Consider the following 17,720-nt stretch of genomic DNA (forward strand, 5'->3'; position numbering starts at 1 on the left):
CGCCGCAAGCAGGATATCCGCCGCGCGACCATCGCAGGGCTGCTGATCTCCATCGTGCTGTATGTCGGTATCAGCATCCTGACTATGGGCCTGCTGACACAGGACCAACTTATGGCTTCCCAGAACCCGCTGGTCGACGGTATTTCCACCGTGCTGGGACCCATCGGCGGCAAGCTGCTCGCAGGCCTCGGACTGATCAGTCTGCTCGGCTCCACGATCGGCTGGGTGCTGCTTAGTGCCGAGGTACCGTTCCAGGCGTCCAAGTTGGGCGTGTTCCTGCCGTCTTTTTCCAATGTGTCACATTATATAAGTGTTCTCTTGTTCCATTTAACATTCAAATGACCCAATAGATGTGCGCTCCTTCTAAAGTGCGTCATCTTATGGGTCATTTTAATGAAAAGCAAATGCATGTGATGCCAAGCTCTTTCTGAAAGTTCTTTGAAAGTAAATCATCCGCGATTTCTCGCAAACCATCCCGCTCGTGCAGTTGAGTGTGCAAGAACAGTTTGAGATGCGAAAGCGTAGTTAGCTTTTTTACGTACTTATCTTGACTGGTTTCACTTGCCCGTTAACTTAACCCTTTAGTCCTTCAAATAGATAACGTTAGGAATGTAATTATAAAAAATAACAATTATTCATAATTGATGTCTTTCGAACACCAAACTGATTTATTGAGATCAGTCGGCAATAGGACTATATTCTTGGCCTAAATCGGCAAACGGGACATATTGTTGTCACAGCGTTTTGACAACAATATGTTCCCATACAATAAAAAAACCGCGATATACGCGGACATTAATCAGACCATATTCTTGACACTCGACAGTAGCACGGCAAGACGATGCCTCACCATCCTACAACCAAGTATCGATATTTGAATAGACCACTTTGAAACCATTACAATATTCAACTTCTTTGAATACGGTAAGTGCAGATAACCCCGCCATCTCGCGAGGCTATTGTTTAACACCTTACATGTTTGCGTTTGAAACCAAGTAGCCCTTTATCTACTGCCTTTTGAATATTTTCGGAAGCGAGTAGGAACTTGCTTTTTGTCTTGACCCGGTTGACTTCAACTGGCCCTACTGTCTTTGCGGTCTCGACCGCCTTATCATGGAGCGGCAAATATGATACCCCCACTGTGTAAATAAAATTATTCATAGCGTATTTAGTTCGTTCGGGAGAATCGTGAATCGTATTTTCCACAATTTCAAGCATATTAGCAATTTTACTTTCGGAAAATTCACCGTCCGGTCGATTACCCAAAAGCCAGCAGTAACAACTCCAACCCGCTGACATTCTCAGCTCTTCGCCACTTTCAATCCATTTATCGGCAACTTCTTGTGCGATATCTGTTTCTGCCAAGGTTACTGCAACCACATAATCGGATAGCATATAAAAATAAGCCGCATCCATCCAACGCTCAAAATCCGCTTCAGTCATTACTTTTGGGTCTGCAATTATGCCGGCAAAGTACATTGCGTCGTAGTTTCCTGTGTTGTAAAGTTGCTCAGCCAAAGGTTGATTTTTTTTGATTTTTTTGAAGATGGGCTTCATATCGCCTGTAGCCACGCCAAAAAGCGGTTCGTGCGCGCCATTGGATCCGTAAATTTTCTTGGTTCGTTCCTTGCCAAGAGCTTCAAGCTCCTGCATAACCATTTCTAAATTCATTGTTTAACACTTCCTTCTTTTTGGAGGTTTTGCCCTTAAGATTTAAGCCATCAAACACTAGCCAAATATCCCCACAGTCGATGGTTTCTGTTGAAGTTACATCAATTATACATCAATGCTGTTGACATCGCTTGCTTGCTGCCAGAAGGAACGAACTAGACACTCATCTAATCGGCTAAGTGTGCAAGTTCTTGTCCTTTTCGGCAAAGGATATATGTTCTTGTCCAATATGCTCCATTGCATTTATTTTTGTATTAATGAATAGCATTTGATCCTGTTAATTTATTATATTGGGTTGTAGACCGGTTATATATTCACCACAATCACATACAAAGCCAGTAGTATGGTAATGAATAAAGTATGTTTTTTTACAGCAAGTGCATGCACAAATTAGTTCACGGTTAACAACTGACACATCACCAAGACATGCACCTGCTGGCCCCATATTTTTCTGCGCACCTGCGTAAATAAGCGAGAACTTAGACGCTTCAATTGGACGGGACATGATATCACTGGACATATCCGCAATAAGCGGGACATCCTTGGTATTTGGGAAACTTTTGTACTGTATTCCACCTACCGTTTCATTTGATGTCAGATGGATTTACGCCAGTGTACATACCCCGCTGTCTTTCCTTCTGTCAAAAAATTAATCGGCACCATAGAAAATTGTGCGCTGGCCCCACCCTGCAGAAATAAAACGTCGTATTCAGAAGAAAGATCTAGAAGCTCTTTAATCATATGCTGCGTTTCAATATGAATGGCTTCGTACTCTTTGCTTAGATGGGATATTTCCAGTCATCGATCCCCACTCCTGTAATGAACCGAATTTACGTACTATCAAACTATTGAAGTCCTTCATATAAAGGAAATTGAGACGTAATCTCACGTACACTTCCCAATATCTGTTCTTTAATCGTTGGGCTATTGGGATTTTTAAATGCAAGTACAATAAGATGGGAAATTTCTTTCATTTCTTTAGGTCCCAATCCTCTCGCCGTCATAGCGGGTGAACCGAAGCGAATGCCGCTCGTTACAAGCGGGCTTGCCGTATCATGAGGAATGGAGTTTTTATTAGCTGTAATCCCCACTTCATCCAGTATCTTTTCTGCTTCTTTGCCGGTAAGTCCAATATTTCGCAAATCAAGCAGTACAATATGGTTGTCTGTTCCTCCAGAAACAACGGTTAACCCTTCATTTATTAAGGTTTCTGCCAATACTTTGGCGTTCTCAAGAACTTTTTCAATATATGTTTTAAAATCCGGTTGCAACGCCTCACCTAGTGCAACTGCTTTTGCTGCAATGACATGCATAAGCGGGCCGCCTTGTGATCCGGGGAATATCGCTTTATCAATCGCTTGTGCCCATGATTTGCGGCACATGATGGCACCCCCTCTTGGTCCTCGCAATGTTTTATGCGTTGTCGTAGTAACAAAGTGCGCGTGCGGTAACGGATTGGGATGCAACCCCGCTGCAACAATTCCCGCAATATGAGCCATATCCACAAAGAAAAGGGCTCCGACTTCAGCCGCAATTTGTGCAAACAACTCAAATTCAATCGTCCGTGGATAGGCACTGGCACCAGCAACAATCATGCGTGGACGATGCTTATGAGCAAGTTTGCGTACATTGTCGAAGTCAATGCGGCCCGTTTGTTCATCTACGCCATAAGGTACAAAGTTAAAGAGTTTACCCGAAAAATTAACCGGACTGCCGTGCGTAAGGTGGCCTCCATGGGATAAATTCATGCCCAATATCGTATCACCGGTCTCAACTGAGGCAAAATAGACCGCCATATTAGCCTGCGCACCGGAGTGCGGCTGCACGTTTGCATGCTCGGCACCAAAAAGCTCCTTGATACGTTGAATGGCAAGTTCCTCAACGACATCTACATAGGCACAGCCCCCATAGTATCTTCTTCCTGGATATCCTTCAGCGTACTTATTTGTCAATACAGTACCCGTTGCTTCCATTACGGCCTGACTGACAAAATTCTCCGATGCAATCAGTTCTATTTTATCCCGCTGCCGTCCAAGCTCTTGCCTAATAGCGTTGGCCACTGCTTTGTCTTGCTGTTCTAAATTAATCATGAGAATCTTCCTTTCTGTCTATCATTGCTATCTTGTTGCTAAGGCTACGATCATCATGTTAGTATATCAATTAATGGAGTGTTCCTAAATATCCATAAATCAATGATTTAAACAATCCATATTTCAAAGTACACTTGGAGATGAAACGAATGCTAAAGGTTAACCGTGACGACGAACGCCCAATATGGCAACAATTGCTGGACCAAGCTATTCATAATATCACAACTGGAAAATGGCCTCCGGGCGAATTGCTACTGCCATCTCGCGAACTCGCTCTATTGGTTGGTGTCTCTCGCTCAACCATACAGATTGTTTATGAAGAATTATTCAGTCGCGGTTACACCGTTACATCTCGGCGCGGCGGAACAAGGGTAAGTGATTGGACCTACATGACTAGTTTTACGAAGGATGTTAAACCTCAAGGCCCTGTCACCCCCGAGTTACCTTTATTAAACGCTGCAGTCGGCCATTTGCATAGCTGGTTTAGAGGCAAAGATTACCGAAGTGTGGAAATCGATTTTAGTCCGCACGAACCTTATTTGGATGAACAATTTCAAAAAAATTGGAGGCAATCGTTTCTACAAGCTTCCACAGAAACAGACCTGGCCAGTTGGGCTTACGGTAACGCCTACGGTTTCGTACCGCTGCGAGAACAGATTCAGCGTTATTTGTCACTTGAGCGAGGCATTCACGTGCATATCGATCAAATTATATTAACTTCGGGCGCACAGCATAGCATAGATCTGATCGCCCAAGCACTTTTAAGTGAAGGAGAAACGGTTTCTGTTGAGGATCCCGGCTTCCCCGCTGCCTGGATGGCGATGAAGTATCGGCGCATGAATGTTGTTCCCGTCCCTGTCGACGAATACGGACTACAAGTAGAGCATATTCATCCACAATCCAAACTAGCCTATGTTACGCCTTCGCACCAGTGCGCAGTTGGAGTGATCATGTCGGAACCCCGTAGGCAGCAATTACTGCACATGGCCGCTCAACATCAATTCTGGATTGTTGAGGACGACTATGATAGCGAGTTTCGATATCGCGGCGACCCGCTCCCAACTTTGTTCAGCCAGCAACCTCAGAATACGTTGTATATGATGAGTTTTTCCAAAATGATTGCTCCTGGTATTCGTATATCGGCGATCATTGGCCCCAAAGAGGCCATTTGTCAGCTTGCTCAAGTCCACGAGTTAACTTATCGCCATCTTCCGATTATGGAGCAATTAACGCTTGCTCATTTTATCGAACACGGTCATTTCATGCGCCATATGAGAAGAGTCAGAAATGTATATCGGCGCAGGCACGAAGCCATGACGAAGGCCATCCTTGCGACCGGTCTAGGTGAACGCTTCAAACTAAGCGGCGTAGAAACGGGATTGCATATGCTTCTTGAAGCTGAAGACTCGTTTGACGAAGAAGCTGTGACGAACCAAGCGCTCGAAAAAGGAATCCGTGTTTATCCACTCAGCACTTATTGTTTGGAAAGCGATCGAAAAGGATGGGTACTAGGCTTCGCTAAAGTAGATGAGGCAGCAATTAAAGAAGGCATTTATCGTCTTGCGGAGATGCTTTTATAATATTGCTTTATCCATTCTCTTTTATTGTATTTCTTCAGTCCTATTACTGACCGCGCTCCTGCATCCGTTCATGCTCCCGCAGGCTCGATATTTCAATACCTTTCATAGGTGTTCCTAAATTTTTGGATACTGCCGCAATTAATGCATAATCCTCATAGTGTGTTGTGGCTTCAACAATCGCACGCGCAAATTTTTCGGGACTATCCGATTTGAAAATGCCCGATCCTACAAAGACGCCATCAGCGCCGAGGTGCATCATTAAAGCTGCGTCAGATGGTGTAGCTACCCCGCCTGCAGCAAAGTTGACTACCGGCAGCTTACCGGATTTATGAACCTGCAGCAGCAGATCATATGGTCACCAAGCTGCTTGGCTTCGTTGTACAGCTCATCCTTCGACAGGCCTTGTACCTTGCGGATTTGGCCGTTAATCAGTCGAAGGTGGCGTACTGCCTCAACAATGTTGCCTGTACCCGGTTCTCCCTTCGTACGCAACATCGCAGCTCCCTCCTGAATACGGCGAAGCGCCTCGCCAAGATCCTTTGCTCCGCAGACGAAAGGAATCGTGAATTCGTTTTTGCTGATATGGAAAACCTCATCTGCAGGCGTCAACACTTCACTTTCATCGATATAGTCTACGCCTAGCGATTCAAGTACTTTTGCTTCGACATAGTGGCCGATGCGGGCTTTCGCCATCACCGGAATCGATACAACCTTCATGACCTCCTCCACAATGGTTGGATCAGCCATACGGGCTACACCGCCAGCTGCCCGAATATCAGATGGCACACGCTCCAGTGCCATAACGGCCGTTGCTCCGGCTGCTTCCGCGACCTTGGCTTGCTCAGCGTTCATCACGTCCATGATGACGCCACCTTTTTGCATTTCCGCCATGCCTCTTTTGACCCGCTCTGTACCTGTATTCATTTTCGTGCCTCCTTGTTTTTCTCCCCAGTTGGTTGAACGACACTCGCACTGTCTTGCTTTTTACCAAATTTACCATGCATCACTAGATGTGCCACCAAGCCTGCGGCTAGCCCCCAGAATGCGCCCCCGACTCCAAGTAAGGTTACATTTGCTGCTGTTGCCAAAAATGTAATCAGTGCTGTCTCGCGGCCCAACGGATCTGTTAATGCATTGGCGAGGCTTCCGCCAATTGTGCCGAGTAACGCCAGTCCCGCTAACGTGGCGATGAAGGTAGCAGGAAGGATCAGGAAAAGCGCAGCCAATGTCACACCAAATATGCCAACAGTCATGTAAAAAATGCCACAGGCAATGCCTGCAATATAACGTTTTTTCGAATCCTCGTGTGCGTCTTTTCCTGTACAAATCGCCGCAGTAATGGCTGCTACATTAAAGGGAGACGAGCCGAAGGGTGCTGTAAGAAGCGATCCTAAACCCGTTACGGTCAAAATCGGATTCGCGCTTGTCTTAAATCCGTCATTTCGCAATACAAGCATTCCAGGCATATATTGTCCCGTCAATGTAATAATAAACAGCGGCAATGCAACGCCCAATAAAGCATGAAACGAAAAATCCGGATAGACAAATACCGGTGAAGCGAACGCCAATTTAATATTGCTGAAATCTGTTTTCCCCGTGCTAATCAAATAAATAAGTCCGATTAACAAAATGCCGACGATCGCATACCGGGAGGTAAACCTTCTTAAAATGATATAGGCAGCAAACAGGACCACTACAAGCAATGGGTCAACTTTCGCGCCACCAAAGGCCGAGATGCCAAACTGCAATAAAATGCCTGCCAGAAGCCCAGAAGCAATGCCTGGAGGAATAAGTCGAACGAAACGTTCGAACATTCCTGATAACCCCAAAATAATAAATCCTAAAGCAGAGATGATATAGGCGCCAATCGCTTCCGGATAGGGGGTCACCGCTAGTGCGGAAACGAGAAACGCCACGCCTGGCGTCGACCAAGCGGTAATGATCGGTTCACGGTACCGGTAGCTTAGCCATATACCGATTACGCCCACACCAATGGATATCGACCATATCCATGAAGCGGTCATTTCGGGACTCAAACCAGCTACTTTTGCAGCCTGAAACACGAGAATAAAGGTACCCCCATAGTTGACAATGACAGATATTAAAGCTGCGATGATGGGCGATATCAAATCGCGGCCACGAAGTGATGATGACGTTGTGTTCATAAATACTCTCCTGCCTCTCCCCTAATCATCCTGGCGGGCGTGTTCGTTCCAGTAATACCCGTCCGGTAAATAACGTTGACCAAATACGCTTGTCCCAACTCTTATGATGGTAGCTCCTTCCTCGATGGCCACCTTGAAATCCCCGGACATGCCCATCGAAAGAATATCCATTTCTACACGCGGAAATTTCTCCTCCATAATTTGTGATTGAATTTGTTTTAATAATCGGAAGCAATGCCGGGTCTCTTCGTTCGTGGCATTCAGTTTCCCAATCGTCATCAAGCCTTTAACGTTCAACGTTTCAAACTGAGACAATTGTTCTACCAATGCCAGTGCCGATTCTGGAGAAGCACCGAATTTGCTTTCTTCGTAGGACGTATTGATTTGCACCAAAATATCCATGGTCCTGTTCTCTTTGACGAGCTGATGATGCAACGCCTGCCCCAATTTCAAACGGTCCACCGAATGAATGAGCGTAACATATTTGACAACGTCCTTCACTTTATTCGTTTGCAGATGGCCGATAAAATGCCATTCCACTTGGTTGTACTGCTGCATAAGTGGAAATTTGTCCCGAAGTTCTTGCGCTTTGTTTTCACCAAATAATACCTCGCCCGCTTGAATGGCAATTTGTAATTTCTCAAACGGTACGGTTTTTGTCGCTAACAACAATTTCACATCTTCTATCTTGCGCCCTGACGCTTGGCAGGCTAATTTCATCTGTTGCTTTACGGTTTCGAGATTTTCTTCGACTAGATGGCTCATGATTCACCTCTTTCTGCTCTTATCCTCGTTTATTAGCACTCTTATTTTTAGATCAATTGTTTGTCAAAAGCGACCTCTCGAACACAACCCCGATAATTTTGTGACCTCAACATCCTCTGCGTTTGTCAGCTGCTGTAATCACTAATGGGATCTGACACCAAAATTTTAAACATCGTTCTCCCTCCTCTATGTCTAACTTGTACGATATTCAAGTTGTGGTCTTGTACGACAGTGGATACCAAGTTTTAACAACATTGCATGTATCGAGAACACTATGCTAGTATAACAACGAATGGATTGTCCATGAACATCCATAAACGCCCTATTTTAGCAATCCAAAATAGATGAACAATTTCATTCCAACATGTAAAGGGGGAGTGGATCAATTGATGAAAGTAAACCGCACTGAAAAAAAGCCAATGTGGCAACAATTGCTTGATCAAGCTACCGATCATATTACGAGAGGTATTTGGAAGCCCTGTGATTTCCTGACCCCTTCCCGGGAACTCGCTCAGCAGTTAGGAGTCTCCCGTTCAACCGTGCAAATTGTTTATGAGGAACTGCATAGTCGTGGCTATACAATGACGTCACGCCGTGGGGGAACACGTATAAATGATTGGAATCAGTTCACAGGTCAACAAAAAGAAGGTGCTGCCCCCCCTGTTCAGCCACCGCTCCCTGTGCTGTCTCCATCAGTCGATCTATCGCAACATTGGTTCAGAAGCAAAGATAACCCTGAAACAGTCATTGATTTTAGCCCATACCAACCTTATTTGGACATGCAGTTTCAAAAAGCTTGGCGCAAGTCGTATCTGAATGCCTCTGCGGAATTAGACTTATCCACTTGATCATACAGCGATGCTTATGGCTTCGAGCCTTTGCGCAAACAAATTCAGCGTCACTTGTCGCTTGAACGGGGAATTCACGTAGAAACGAATCAAATTTTGCTGACATCGGGGGCCCAACATAGTATTGATCTTATCGCGCAAGCGCTATTGACCAAAGGAGATACCGTTTCGGTCGAAGATCCTGGTTTTCCCATTGCTTGGATGACTATGAAATACCGACAAATGAAGATTGCCCCTATCCCTATTGATGAACATGGGCTTGTCGTGGAGAAAGTACCTTCTGAAGCTAAACTTATCTTTGTTACCCCCTCTCATCAATGCGCGATTGGTGTGATCTTATCAGAACCACGGAGGCAGCAGCTTTTGCATAAAGCCGCGCAGCAACGAGCATGGATTGTCGAAGATGACTATGACAGCGAATTTCGATACCGCGGCGATACCGTGCTTAGTTTATTTAGCCAAATCCCACAAAATTGTCTATATTTAATGAGCTTCTCTAAATTGACTGCGCCAGGCATCCGAATATCCGCTGTTATTGACCTGAGGAAGCCATTGCTCAACTGGCGCGCGTTCAAGCGTTCACCTATCGTCATCTTCCCGTCATGGAACAAGTGACATTGGCGCATTTCATCGAGCACGGGTATTTTATGCGCCATATGAGACGAGCAAGAAATATCTACCGGCGCAGGCACGAGATTATACAAAAGGCTATTGTGACAAGTGGCCTAGGGGACAAGTTTACATTGCGAGGCATTGAAACCGGTCTGCATGTGTTACTGGAGGCTGACGAATCTTTTGACGAGGATACAATGACCCTTCGCGCACTTCAAGGTGGCGTTCGTGTCCATCAACTCCATTCCTACTGTTTAGAGAGTAAACGAAAAGGGTAGGTATTAGGATTCGCAAAGGTGGATGAGGCGCTCATTGTAGAAGGGATATATCGACTTGCTGAAACGGTTTTATAAATTCATCATGGCTTCGACGTGATGAATTCCGCATCCAAAGCACGGTTTTGAATGAGTAAAGATTTAAATATTGCATTTTCAACTTCATGTGGTTCTAAAGTCAATAAGAGCCACTCTCCTATGATCAGGGATCGTGGCTCGCAGTCTATTTATGAATCGATTCTCTTTCACCAACCTCAGTCATTAAATATAGCGTCCGCGTCTGGATTGTATTGGTCTTGGCTGCGTGACAAAATCGTTCAAGCGCACGGTGCAAAACAACCCTGGGACATGCCAGGTTAATACGCAAATATCCTTGCGCCTCTTCTTCAAAAACGGAGCCTTCGGAAAAAGCAACAACGGCTTTTTCATACATTAAATGCTTCAATTCTTCCACACTTCGCTCCAATCCACGGCAAACCACCCATAATAAGAAGGTTCCATCCGGATAGAATGGGATGACTTCAGGAAGATGTTCATTTAGGTTGTACCCTAGCACATCGGCTATGAAAACATGTTATTGTCCTCCGACACACGTACTGGTAGTCCCACCAGAATGTAGGTATTTTTGTGTCATTATCCTCAATGTAGGAGAAATTGTGTCATTAGACAGCTCTCATCATCGTTCTTACTATGCGATGAGGTCAGCACCATCGATTGGGTGATCGGTTTACAGCAATTACTCGATTTGATCAATGAAGTAGCAACAACGGCAAACAAAAACTCTCAAATTGATTAAAAGTCAACTGCAACAATGGATCGTCGGTTTGCCCAGTCCTCAAGGCTTACTTGCCAATTCCAAGCTGCGAAGTTTGAGTTAATAATAAGGATTAGATCAAAAAATCTCTAATAGAGCCCCCGTAGAAAACCTGGCCTTCCGGTATGTATCGCATCCGGTTTCGAAGGTTCTCCCCGGGGGCTTTTTTTTCAGCCTTCGAGTAGTGTAATCAGTTTTTGCAGGAGAACAGGCTCTTCATCCCGGAATTGCTCGAACCGGAGCCTCAGCCGTTCAAATACTTCCTTATCTTCGCGGATTTCATGACGAATGTACTGATCCCTCAGCTTCATTGCCCTTTTGGTCACATCCTTGTAGCCTTCCACAAGCTCTTCGTCGTACGGGATTATCCCCTCATCTACCAGATACCCGATCCGCTCGCTCATCATTTTTTTATGCTCCCAGAGGACATGAAGATGCCTCACATCGTTACGGTCACCCAGCCGGGAATCATTGTTCTCTACGGCATCATAGTACATTTGCAAATAGTCGTACACCTTGATTCCGAAAGCTTCCTCGTCGTCGGGATTGTAATTGATCCGGTTTAAATGGGTCTCTCCGTTAAGGTAATCGCGTAGCTGGTCGATCGCCGCCGTTTTATCGAAAGGATAAGGAGAATGAGGTTCGTACTTGTAAAAATACGTATGATGATCGGCCGTGAGGTTCTCCTTCAAAAGCTGTCTCATGGACTGGACGGCATCCTGGAACTCCCGGAACGGGATCTGCAAATTGCGATATACTCCCGTATGGTCGAACATAGAAGCATAGAAGACACTTTCGTCCCAGTCGAAACCGTATAGAAAAAGATGATGTGGGAACGGCTCTTTCTGATAAGTGGCCGCCGGCGACAGCCTAGATTCGTCTAAAAACACAACGCAATAATAGCCGTTGCGGATCTGATCTGCGAAAAATTTAGGCCAGGCGTCAAATGCCAAATTCTCCAGAATCGTATAATTGACCGAGCAGGTGAGAAGAAACGGGTTGTTGAAATTCAGTTCGTTCGGCTTGCCCCGGAAAAAATCGACAAAGTACTGCCTGCCGTCCTCCAGAAATTTTTTGGTGCAGGACAACTGGATAAAATTGCTATAATACCAAGGAATGGTTTCTTCGTGGGCGCTGGTGATCGAAAGTGTGTAGGCCCACCTCAAAAATCCTTTAAGTGGCGGATTCAACACCGGTAGCTGAAAAGCGTTCATCTAATTCTCCCCCTTCTGACGAGTGATCCGGAAGCGTGACCGGAAGTGTTCCGGCAGGCTCCACCATGCCCATCAGAACACGGGACAGGGCCTGCAGGGTATGCGGATGATGCTCGTAACAGGCCAGAAAGCCCTTGGCTTCCGGGAATGCCGCAAGATCGACGGGATTGCGCAGGGAGACCGGGATGACTTTGGTCCCTCCCGCCAAGAGCTTGCGGACCAAAGCTGGCTGACCAGGATTAGAAGCCGTATGGAAAATTCCCACGGCGATCTGCCCATACTCTTTCGCTTCGGAGGCCAAGGCCGCAATCTCATCCGGACTCGGACTGGTCCCGTACACACGCTCCGTTAACTTTGCCGTGATAAAAGGACGCAGGCAGCTGCCGAGGGTGTCATCGTATGCCGCCGGCTCGTCCTCGGATTTGCAGGCGGCCGTCATTTGCGGCCAGAGCACGAGCGTGTCGACTCCGGGAGACAACCGGCAAAAATCCGGTTCACGGTTAACAACGGTGATGCTTTTCTCGCGGATCCGCTCAATCGTCCGGAGCGTCCGCGGATTTTCAAGCAGGGTCCGCGTCTCTTTCCAACTGCGCTCCCGCAACTCTCCGATACGGCGCTCCTTGAGGAGAAGGATGCGCTCCACGGAAGCATCGATCCGTTCTTCCGGCAGACGACCGTCCGCCACCGCACGTTCCAGAGCAGCCACCGCCTCCAGCTGGCTTTCGTACGTATGGCTGACGAGAAGAAGGTCCGCTCCGGCCAGCACGGCCCGGACGACTGCCTCCCCCACGCCGATTCCCTGCGTTACGGCGCTCATCTCCATGCAGTCGGTCACGATAAGCCCGTCGAAGCCCAGCTCTTCCCGCAGCAGACCCGTCAGAATTTCCCGGGAGAGCGTGGCCGGAACAGGCTCTCCGTCGCTGAGTAGCGGAATCCCTATGTGTGCCGTCATGACAGCTTCGGCCCCGACCTGCACAGACCGCCGGAACGGGACGAGCTCCACGGATCGCAGTCGCTCAAGGGAATGCCTCACGACCGGCAGCTCCGCGTGGGAATCCGTCTCCGTGTCGCCGTGCCCGGGAAAGTGCTTGATGACGGAGACGATTCCTCCGTCTTGAAAGCCGAGCATGGCAGCGATCCCCAGCTCGGCGACAAGTTCGGCATCGTCTCCGAACGAGCGGACATCAATGATCGGATTTCGCGGATTGACGTTGATGTCCACTACCGGCGCGAAATTCATATTGATGCCCAGCGTCTTCAGCTCCTCCGCCGTTCCCTTGGCGGCTTCGTAGAGCAGCACGGGATCGCGTGCCGCTCCCAGGGCCATCGCTGCAGGCAGCTGCGCAATCCCCTGCCTAACCCGGACTACCATGCCCCCTTCCTGATCCGTTCCGATCCACAGTGGTATGCCCGTCGCAGCCATAGCCATCCGCTGGAGTTCCTGCGTTAAAGCGAATGCCTGCCCGGGGTTGTCCAGATTACGGGAAAAGAACACGACTCCCCCGGTGAAATGGTTTTGCAAAAGGTCGCCGATATTCGCATCCGGCATAAGGCCCTCGAACCCCGTCATAAGCAGTTGCCCGATTTTCTCTTTCATCGTAAGCCGGTTACACGCTCTCATCTGTATACCTCCTCTGCCATTATAATTGCGTCCAATCGAACAAAACTCCCATTAAATCGGACTTACGCCCGGCGAGCCGGGAATAGACCGATACGGCTTCGAGCGGGCTTGCTTCTTCAGTAATGAGACTTGCGACGTCCAGTTTCCCGCGACGGAGAGATTCGAATATGAACCCGTTCATGTCCGCTTCCGTCCAGCCTTTAAAACCCTCCATCATCCGGCCGTGAATCCCTAGTATGCTGACCGAATTAAAGACTACTTTGGGCCCGATAGTCTGCTTAGAAGGTTCCGTCGAATCACCCAGCAGGATTACTTTGCCCAGGTCCCGGGTCAACTGCGTGCAGTAGGGCAGTACGGCGTAAGAACCCGTCACGTCGTATATCGTGTCCAGCATTCTACCTCCGGTAAGTTGTTCTACCGGTCCGAATGCTTCGGCCACTGGAAGATTCAGCAGATCGGTCGCCCCGTTTCTGCGGGCTTGCTCCAGACGGGAGCTTTCCGGCGCAATCGCGATAATCTGGCGCGCACCGCCCGTATTCAGATATTGGATGACAAGCTGGCCGATAAGACCGAGCCCGACGACTCCCACTCTTTCTCCGAATGCGGGCTCGGCGCGCAGAACCCCCAGCAGGGCAACCTTCGCGATCTGCGTAAAAATCGCTTCTTCGTCACGGATCGAATCAGGGATAAGCGTCGCTTCCTTATAATCCGCGAGGAAGTATTGGCGGTGTCCTGCCGGACAGATGATCCTGTCACCGGCCTTTATTCCCTCCACGTCGCTTCCTGTCTTCAGCACTTGCGCCGCCATGGAGTATCCCGGATAGAATGGGTACCGAACCCAAGATGACCAGACCGTCCCCTCGTCGAAACGCCCTTTCAGACAAGCTAATTCCGTTCCTGTACTTATCAGCGACTTTTTGGCCGCACATAAAATTTGTCCCGGTCCCGGCTCGGGCACCCGTTCCTCTATAAGTTCGATCCGATCCGGCTCCAGAAATACGCAATTTAACGAGGTGAGGCCTTGGGTTGTCGCAATGTTCGGCATACGTTGGCACTTCCTTTTCTAAGTGTAGGATAGAACTCTGATATTTTTAATTGCCGGGAGCTTCCAGCAGACACAGGCAAGAGGCAGCAGTCTAGGCTATAGGTAACGAAGAAATCCGCATGGAATGCTTTTTTGGTAGACCGAATCTTGTGCTGGGCTTCTTCGTGATACAAGTTCTCCAGAACGTGAACGTCCGTTCCGACTCCTCTGCCTTGAAGGTGTGTGTGCAGATGCATAGCTGGAATGTACGCGCCGAGCGAATTAACCGACAGCAGCAAGGTAACCGAAGATGAATTCATGCGCAGCTCCCGAGTTCCAGATTTAGTTGTACACTTTAACGGACAAGTCGGCGAGCACCTGCCGCTGGCTTTCGACCAGTTCGCTTCGGTGTCCGTCGTCACGGCCCACCACCGATACATACAGCCGTCCCTTCGGCATGCCCCGTTTGTTCTGCATTCCCTCGGCGATACGGCGACGGGTCAGAAACTCGTTCACCATTACGGTATTAGATGAGAGAGGAACGATCCCGTCCCCCCCCCCCCCGGGGCTGTCAACAGAAGACCGGTATGCGCAGAGCGGGGCAGCGTCGGATCGATTTTGCAACGGCTGTAGAGGCCATCGTTCGGCCCGCAGAACGGAAAGAACAGCTCGTCCATGACAAGACGATCGATTCACGGTCCTTATCGGGCATAGCGGGCAGCCGGGCCAGATCCGGATCCCTTCAGCGCGTTTCGGGATCAAAGGTACCCATAACGGTTTTCGGAATCACGCTGGCTTTACTGCTTGACATCTTCGTATACCGGCTGCTCCTGCGGCTGGCGGCTTTTCAGAATAGCGATAAAAGCGTCGATCGACTGGAGATGTTCGTAATCGAATTGGTCATAGTCAATGGGCACGTTCAACTGATCCTCGACTTTGAGCATAAACTGGATCATTTCCAGAGAATCGAGGCCTATATCGTTGTTTAGATCTGTTTCGGGGGTACAAATTCCAATCAAATATAAACTGGTTTGCTGTCTCTCTTCTATTTTACATATGTTACAATTATTATCATCTGATTGTTAAAATGTGTCAATCATAAATGAAGTGAAAAATTTGCTGTATAGAAATTTTTGCCGCCATCCTTGATCTTTTGTGCCGTTGCCATCAGAGCTTGCGTAAGTAAAACAAATCATATTGAGGGAACTCAACAACTTCTTTAAAAAGAAAAATAGCGCCCAATTAGGTCGCCATTTTGAATGAATATCCAAAACTCTGCCAATCAAGGTGTCCATCAGCTTTTTAATCTTATGTGTTCTCTTTTAAGTCTCATTCTCATCTGTTGTCCATATTCCGGAATCTAAAACCAAAACATCTCCAACTTTAACTTCTGTCTAACATCAGATTTTTCAATGTCTCTTGTTTTATTAACCTCCGTGCACTTTTATCTGTGGCAAACGTTCTATTAGAGGAAACAACTTTCGTCGCAGGCTACGGAGGCTCGTCGATTTGAAAAAAAACCAACCTTCAATGAAGGTTGGCTAAATGAACGACAGCCGCCCACCAATTTGACGGATGTGGTTGACGTCGGCCAACAGGATAAAATAATTGTAGAACGTTTCCCCAATTTTGATAGGGCGGGGGTATCTCACGATAAGGGCGGCCTGTTTGTTCATCTCCGCTGGTTGGTCGACTGACGGAAAAATGAAGCACGCCTCTCGGTTTTGTATTGTCATCATGACGATCCTAGGAGAAGAGCCATAAGGCATCAATGGATGAAAAGCTTCGGAGTGGCATACATCGGCAATCCGGTCGCTCGCTGAAATCGCGGATACCTGGAAAAAACCGCTGGACCCTTCGTACCTCTCTTCGCTGACCCGGCGCCAGTTTGCGGGATACGGAAAGGATACCCGATACACGAAGCTTGTGAAGATGTTTTCCGGAACCCTTCTGACGCGTGGAGACCACTGCAGAGCGGTAATCCGGCCGCCGCTGAGGACGTTCACCGGAATCTGATCCCTGATATCGACAATCCAGAGCTGACTTGCGCTTTCTACACCTGCGCATCCCGTTAAATATGCGATTTTTTCACCGTCTGGTGACCAGCCGACGGGAGTGGCGAAACGGTCAGAAGCCGCCAACGTCCTTTGATTCTGTCCGGTACGGCTGTCGATTTGGATGAGAGAATAATAATTCGGCTCCTTATAGGCGGTAGCACTGTAGGCGATGCTCCGGGAGTCAGGGGACCATGCCGGAAAATAGTTTTTGGCGAGCGGTCCACCTTCCAGCGTATAAATGGTGCCGGTGGCCAAATCCACCGTCGAAATGATGGAGATGCTTACACCAGGGAGCGTATAAAGTGCGAAGGTTCCGTCCGGGGAAATCCGAACGTCATGGAGCGGTCCGTCCGTATTTTGCGTGATTTGTCTCCGGTCTGTGCTATCGGCCCGGATACGGAAGATCTGGGTGATGCCAGTGGAATCCGGAGCCGCGAACAGAAGCTCCGTACCCGAAGGGAACCACTGGACATCGCTTGCACCCGGCTCCGGGATGGCATAGCTACTATGTGAGAAAGTATCATAGACGACGATCCGCGCATTTTTGACATACGCGAGAGACCGGCTGTCCGGGGACCAACCGAGCAGCGTGTAGGGTTCGATTTGGTCGATCCTAGCGACGGTGAGCGTGACGGTATCCAGCAGGTGGACCACGTTACCAATGCCGATGAAAGCGATTCTCCTGCTGTCTGGAGACCAATAGGGAACGGAAAATTCCGCACCAAGCCCCTGTGTAAGTTGAAAATTACAACCGCCCTGGGGTCGGTACAGCCAAATGTCGAACGTTCCGCCGCGGTCCGACGTGTAGGCAATCCATCCTTGAACGAAATCATGAGGAACAGCTTGCACGGCCAACATCCTCTCCTGAATCATCTTATACTCGATATATTCAGTGGGGGGCGGTTAGGCGACAGTCCCGAACGGATTTACGATTCTCTGCGAGTTATCTAAAACTGCCCGTTCGTATTATATGATCAACCAGTT

At 48.1% G+C, this 17,720-nt stretch carries 14 protein-coding genes and 4 pseudogenes; 4 read left to right on the plus strand and 14 right to left on the minus strand.

Features of this window, described 5'->3' with window-relative positions; genetic code table 11:
- On the plus strand, positions 1-342 hold a 342-nt coding region (locus PGLA_RS17930; protein WP_145939596.1), incomplete at its 5' end, for an amino acid permease.
- Positions 343-385: 43 nt separating this feature from the next.
- Here PGLA_RS17930 and PGLA_RS26995 read toward each other — a convergent pair.
- The 3 genes and pseudogenes from PGLA_RS26995 to PGLA_RS17940 all read right to left on the minus strand — a co-directional run.
- A pseudogene (locus tag PGLA_RS26995) lies at positions 386-547 on the minus strand (DUF4372 domain-containing protein); the annotation flags it as partial.
- Between the two features lie 416 nt (positions 548-963).
- A complete protein-coding gene (locus tag PGLA_RS17935; protein WP_068535499.1) occupies positions 964-1,671 on the minus strand; it encodes a DNA alkylation repair protein in 708 nt (235 codons plus the stop codon).
- A gap of 845 nt (positions 1,672-2,516) precedes the next feature.
- Positions 2,517-3,761 carry a serine hydroxymethyltransferase gene (locus PGLA_RS17940; protein WP_068535501.1) on the minus strand — a complete coding sequence of 415 codons (1,245 nt, stop codon included), beginning with the start codon at positions 3,759-3,761 and terminating at the stop codon, positions 2,517-2,519.
- A 149-nt stretch (positions 3,762-3,910) separates the two neighbouring features.
- On the opposite strand from PGLA_RS17940, the gene pdxR (PGLA_RS17945) reads away from it, so the two are divergent.
- A complete protein-coding gene (gene pdxR / locus PGLA_RS17945; protein WP_068535505.1) occupies positions 3,911-5,341 on the plus strand; it encodes a MocR-like pyridoxine biosynthesis transcription factor PdxR in 1,431 nt (476 codons plus the stop codon).
- A 43-nt stretch (positions 5,342-5,384) separates the two neighbouring features.
- Here the strand turns inward: pdxR (PGLA_RS17945) and pdxS are convergent.
- The 3 genes and pseudogenes from pdxS to PGLA_RS17960 all read right to left on the minus strand — a co-directional run bounded on the left by pdxS (position 5,385) and on the right by PGLA_RS17960 (position 8,271).
- Positions 5,385-6,265 (minus strand): annotated as a pseudogene (gene pdxS, locus PGLA_RS17950) (pyridoxal 5'-phosphate synthase lyase subunit PdxS).
- A complete protein-coding gene (locus PGLA_RS17955; protein ID WP_068535507.1) occupies positions 6,262-7,506 on the minus strand; it encodes a benzoate/H(+) symporter BenE family transporter in 1,245 nt (414 codons plus the stop codon). The pseudogene pdxS and the gene PGLA_RS17955 overlap by 4 nt, the downstream one beginning before the upstream one ends.
- A 21-nt stretch (positions 7,507-7,527) precedes the next feature.
- A complete protein-coding gene (locus PGLA_RS17960; RefSeq protein WP_068535509.1) occupies positions 7,528-8,271 on the minus strand; it encodes a YggS family pyridoxal phosphate-dependent enzyme in 744 nt (247 codons plus the stop codon).
- 386 nt (positions 8,272-8,657) lie between these two features.
- Here PGLA_RS17960 and pdxR (PGLA_RS17965) point away from each other — a divergent pair.
- Positions 8,658-10,084 (plus strand): annotated as a pseudogene (gene pdxR / locus PGLA_RS17965) (MocR-like pyridoxine biosynthesis transcription factor PdxR).
- A 145-nt stretch (positions 10,085-10,229) separates the two neighbouring features.
- Here pdxR (PGLA_RS17965) and PGLA_RS17970 read toward each other — a convergent pair.
- Positions 10,230-10,562: a beta C-S lyase family protein gene (locus PGLA_RS17970; RefSeq protein ID WP_068535511.1), complete on the minus strand. Its 333-nt coding sequence runs from the start codon at positions 10,560-10,562 to the stop codon at positions 10,230-10,232.
- Between the two features lie 126 nt (positions 10,563-10,688).
- Between PGLA_RS17970 and PGLA_RS29810 the strand changes: the two are divergent.
- A pseudogene (locus PGLA_RS29810) lies at positions 10,689-10,879 on the plus strand (IS4 family transposase); the annotation flags it as partial.
- 111 nt (positions 10,880-10,990) lie between these two features.
- Here the strand turns inward: PGLA_RS29810 and PGLA_RS17975 are convergent.
- The 7 genes from PGLA_RS17975 to PGLA_RS17995 all read right to left on the minus strand — a co-directional run bounded on the left by PGLA_RS17975 (position 10,991) and on the right by PGLA_RS17995 (position 17,594).
- Positions 10,991-12,034 (minus strand): hypothetical protein, encoded by a 1,044-nt coding sequence (locus tag PGLA_RS17975; RefSeq protein ID WP_068535513.1) that lies wholly within the window; start codon positions 12,032-12,034, stop codon positions 10,991-10,993.
- On the minus strand, positions 11,994-13,631 hold the full coding sequence (locus PGLA_RS17980; protein WP_245700088.1) for a glycoside hydrolase family 3 protein: 1,638 nt from the start codon (positions 13,629-13,631) through the stop codon (positions 11,994-11,996). The genes PGLA_RS17975 and PGLA_RS17980 overlap by 41 nt, the downstream gene beginning before the upstream one ends.
- 43 nt (positions 13,632-13,674) lie before the next feature.
- Positions 13,675-14,700: a zinc-dependent alcohol dehydrogenase gene (locus tag PGLA_RS17985; protein ID WP_068535517.1), complete on the minus strand. Its 1,026-nt coding sequence runs from the start codon at positions 14,698-14,700 to the stop codon at positions 13,675-13,677.
- Positions 14,661-14,999, minus strand: coding sequence for a hypothetical protein (locus PGLA_RS29115; RefSeq protein WP_245700089.1), 339 nt, complete (start codon positions 14,997-14,999; stop codon positions 14,661-14,663). Before PGLA_RS29115 ends, PGLA_RS17985 begins: the two co-directional genes overlap by 40 nt.
- A gap of 22 nt (positions 15,000-15,021) precedes the next feature.
- Positions 15,022-15,198: a hypothetical protein gene (locus tag PGLA_RS27005; protein WP_245700092.1), complete on the minus strand. Its 177-nt coding sequence runs from the start codon at positions 15,196-15,198 to the stop codon at positions 15,022-15,024.
- 278 nt (positions 15,199-15,476) lie between these two features.
- The gene (locus PGLA_RS29120; protein ID WP_342671696.1) at positions 15,477-15,635 is read right to left on the minus strand and encodes a hypothetical protein; all 159 of its coding nucleotides are present in this window, start codon (positions 15,633-15,635) and stop codon (positions 15,477-15,479) included.
- A gap of 585 nt (positions 15,636-16,220) precedes the next feature.
- On the minus strand, positions 16,221-17,594 hold the full coding sequence (locus PGLA_RS17995; protein WP_068535521.1) for a TolB-like translocation protein: 1,374 nt from the start codon (positions 17,592-17,594) through the stop codon (positions 16,221-16,223).
- Positions 17,595-17,720: the final 126 nt, after the last annotated feature.

The sequence above is a fragment of the Paenibacillus glacialis genome (assembly GCF_001637205.1).
Classification (GTDB): Bacteria; Bacillota; Bacilli; order Paenibacillales; family Paenibacillaceae; genus Paenibacillus_AQ; species Paenibacillus_AQ glacialis.

Coding starts and splice junctions, on each gene's coding strand:
- PGLA_RS17935 (WP_068535499.1), bottom strand. CDS start 1,671: ATGAATTTAGAAATGGTTATGCAGGAGCTTGAAGCTCTTGGCAAGGAA.
- PGLA_RS17940 (WP_068535501.1), bottom strand. CDS start 3,761: ATGATTAATTTAGAACAGCAAGACAAAGCAGTGGCCAACGCTATTAGG.
- pdxR (WP_068535505.1), top strand. CDS start 3,911: ATGCTAAAGGTTAACCGTGACGACGAACGCCCAATATGGCAACAATTG.
- PGLA_RS17955 (WP_068535507.1), bottom strand. CDS start 7,506: ATGAACACAACGTCATCATCACTTCGTGGCCGCGATTTGATATCGCCC.
- PGLA_RS17960 (WP_068535509.1), bottom strand. CDS start 8,271: ATGAGCCATCTAGTCGAAGAAAATCTCGAAACCGTAAAGCAACAGATG.
- PGLA_RS17975 (WP_068535513.1), bottom strand. CDS start 12,034: ATGAACGCTTTTCAGCTACCGGTGTTGAATCCGCCACTTAAAGGATTT.
- PGLA_RS17980 (WP_245700088.1), bottom strand. CDS start 13,631: ATGAAAGAGAAAATCGGGCAACTGCTTATGACGGGGTTCGAGGGCCTT.
- PGLA_RS17985 (WP_068535517.1), bottom strand. CDS start 14,700: ATGCCGAACATTGCGACAACCCAAGGCCTCACCTCGTTAAATTGCGTA.
- PGLA_RS29115 (WP_245700089.1), bottom strand. CDS start 14,999: ATGAATTCATCTTCGGTTACCTTGCTGCTGTCGGTTAATTCGCTCGGC.
- PGLA_RS27005 (WP_245700092.1), bottom strand. CDS start 15,198: ATGGTGAACGAGTTTCTGACCCGTCGCCGTATCGCCGAGGGAATGCAG.
- PGLA_RS29120 (WP_342671696.1), bottom strand. CDS start 15,635: ATGATCCAGTTTATGCTCAAAGTCGAGGATCAGTTGAACGTGCCCATT.
- PGLA_RS17995 (WP_068535521.1), bottom strand. CDS start 17,594: ATGTTGGCCGTGCAAGCTGTTCCTCATGATTTCGTTCAAGGATGGATT.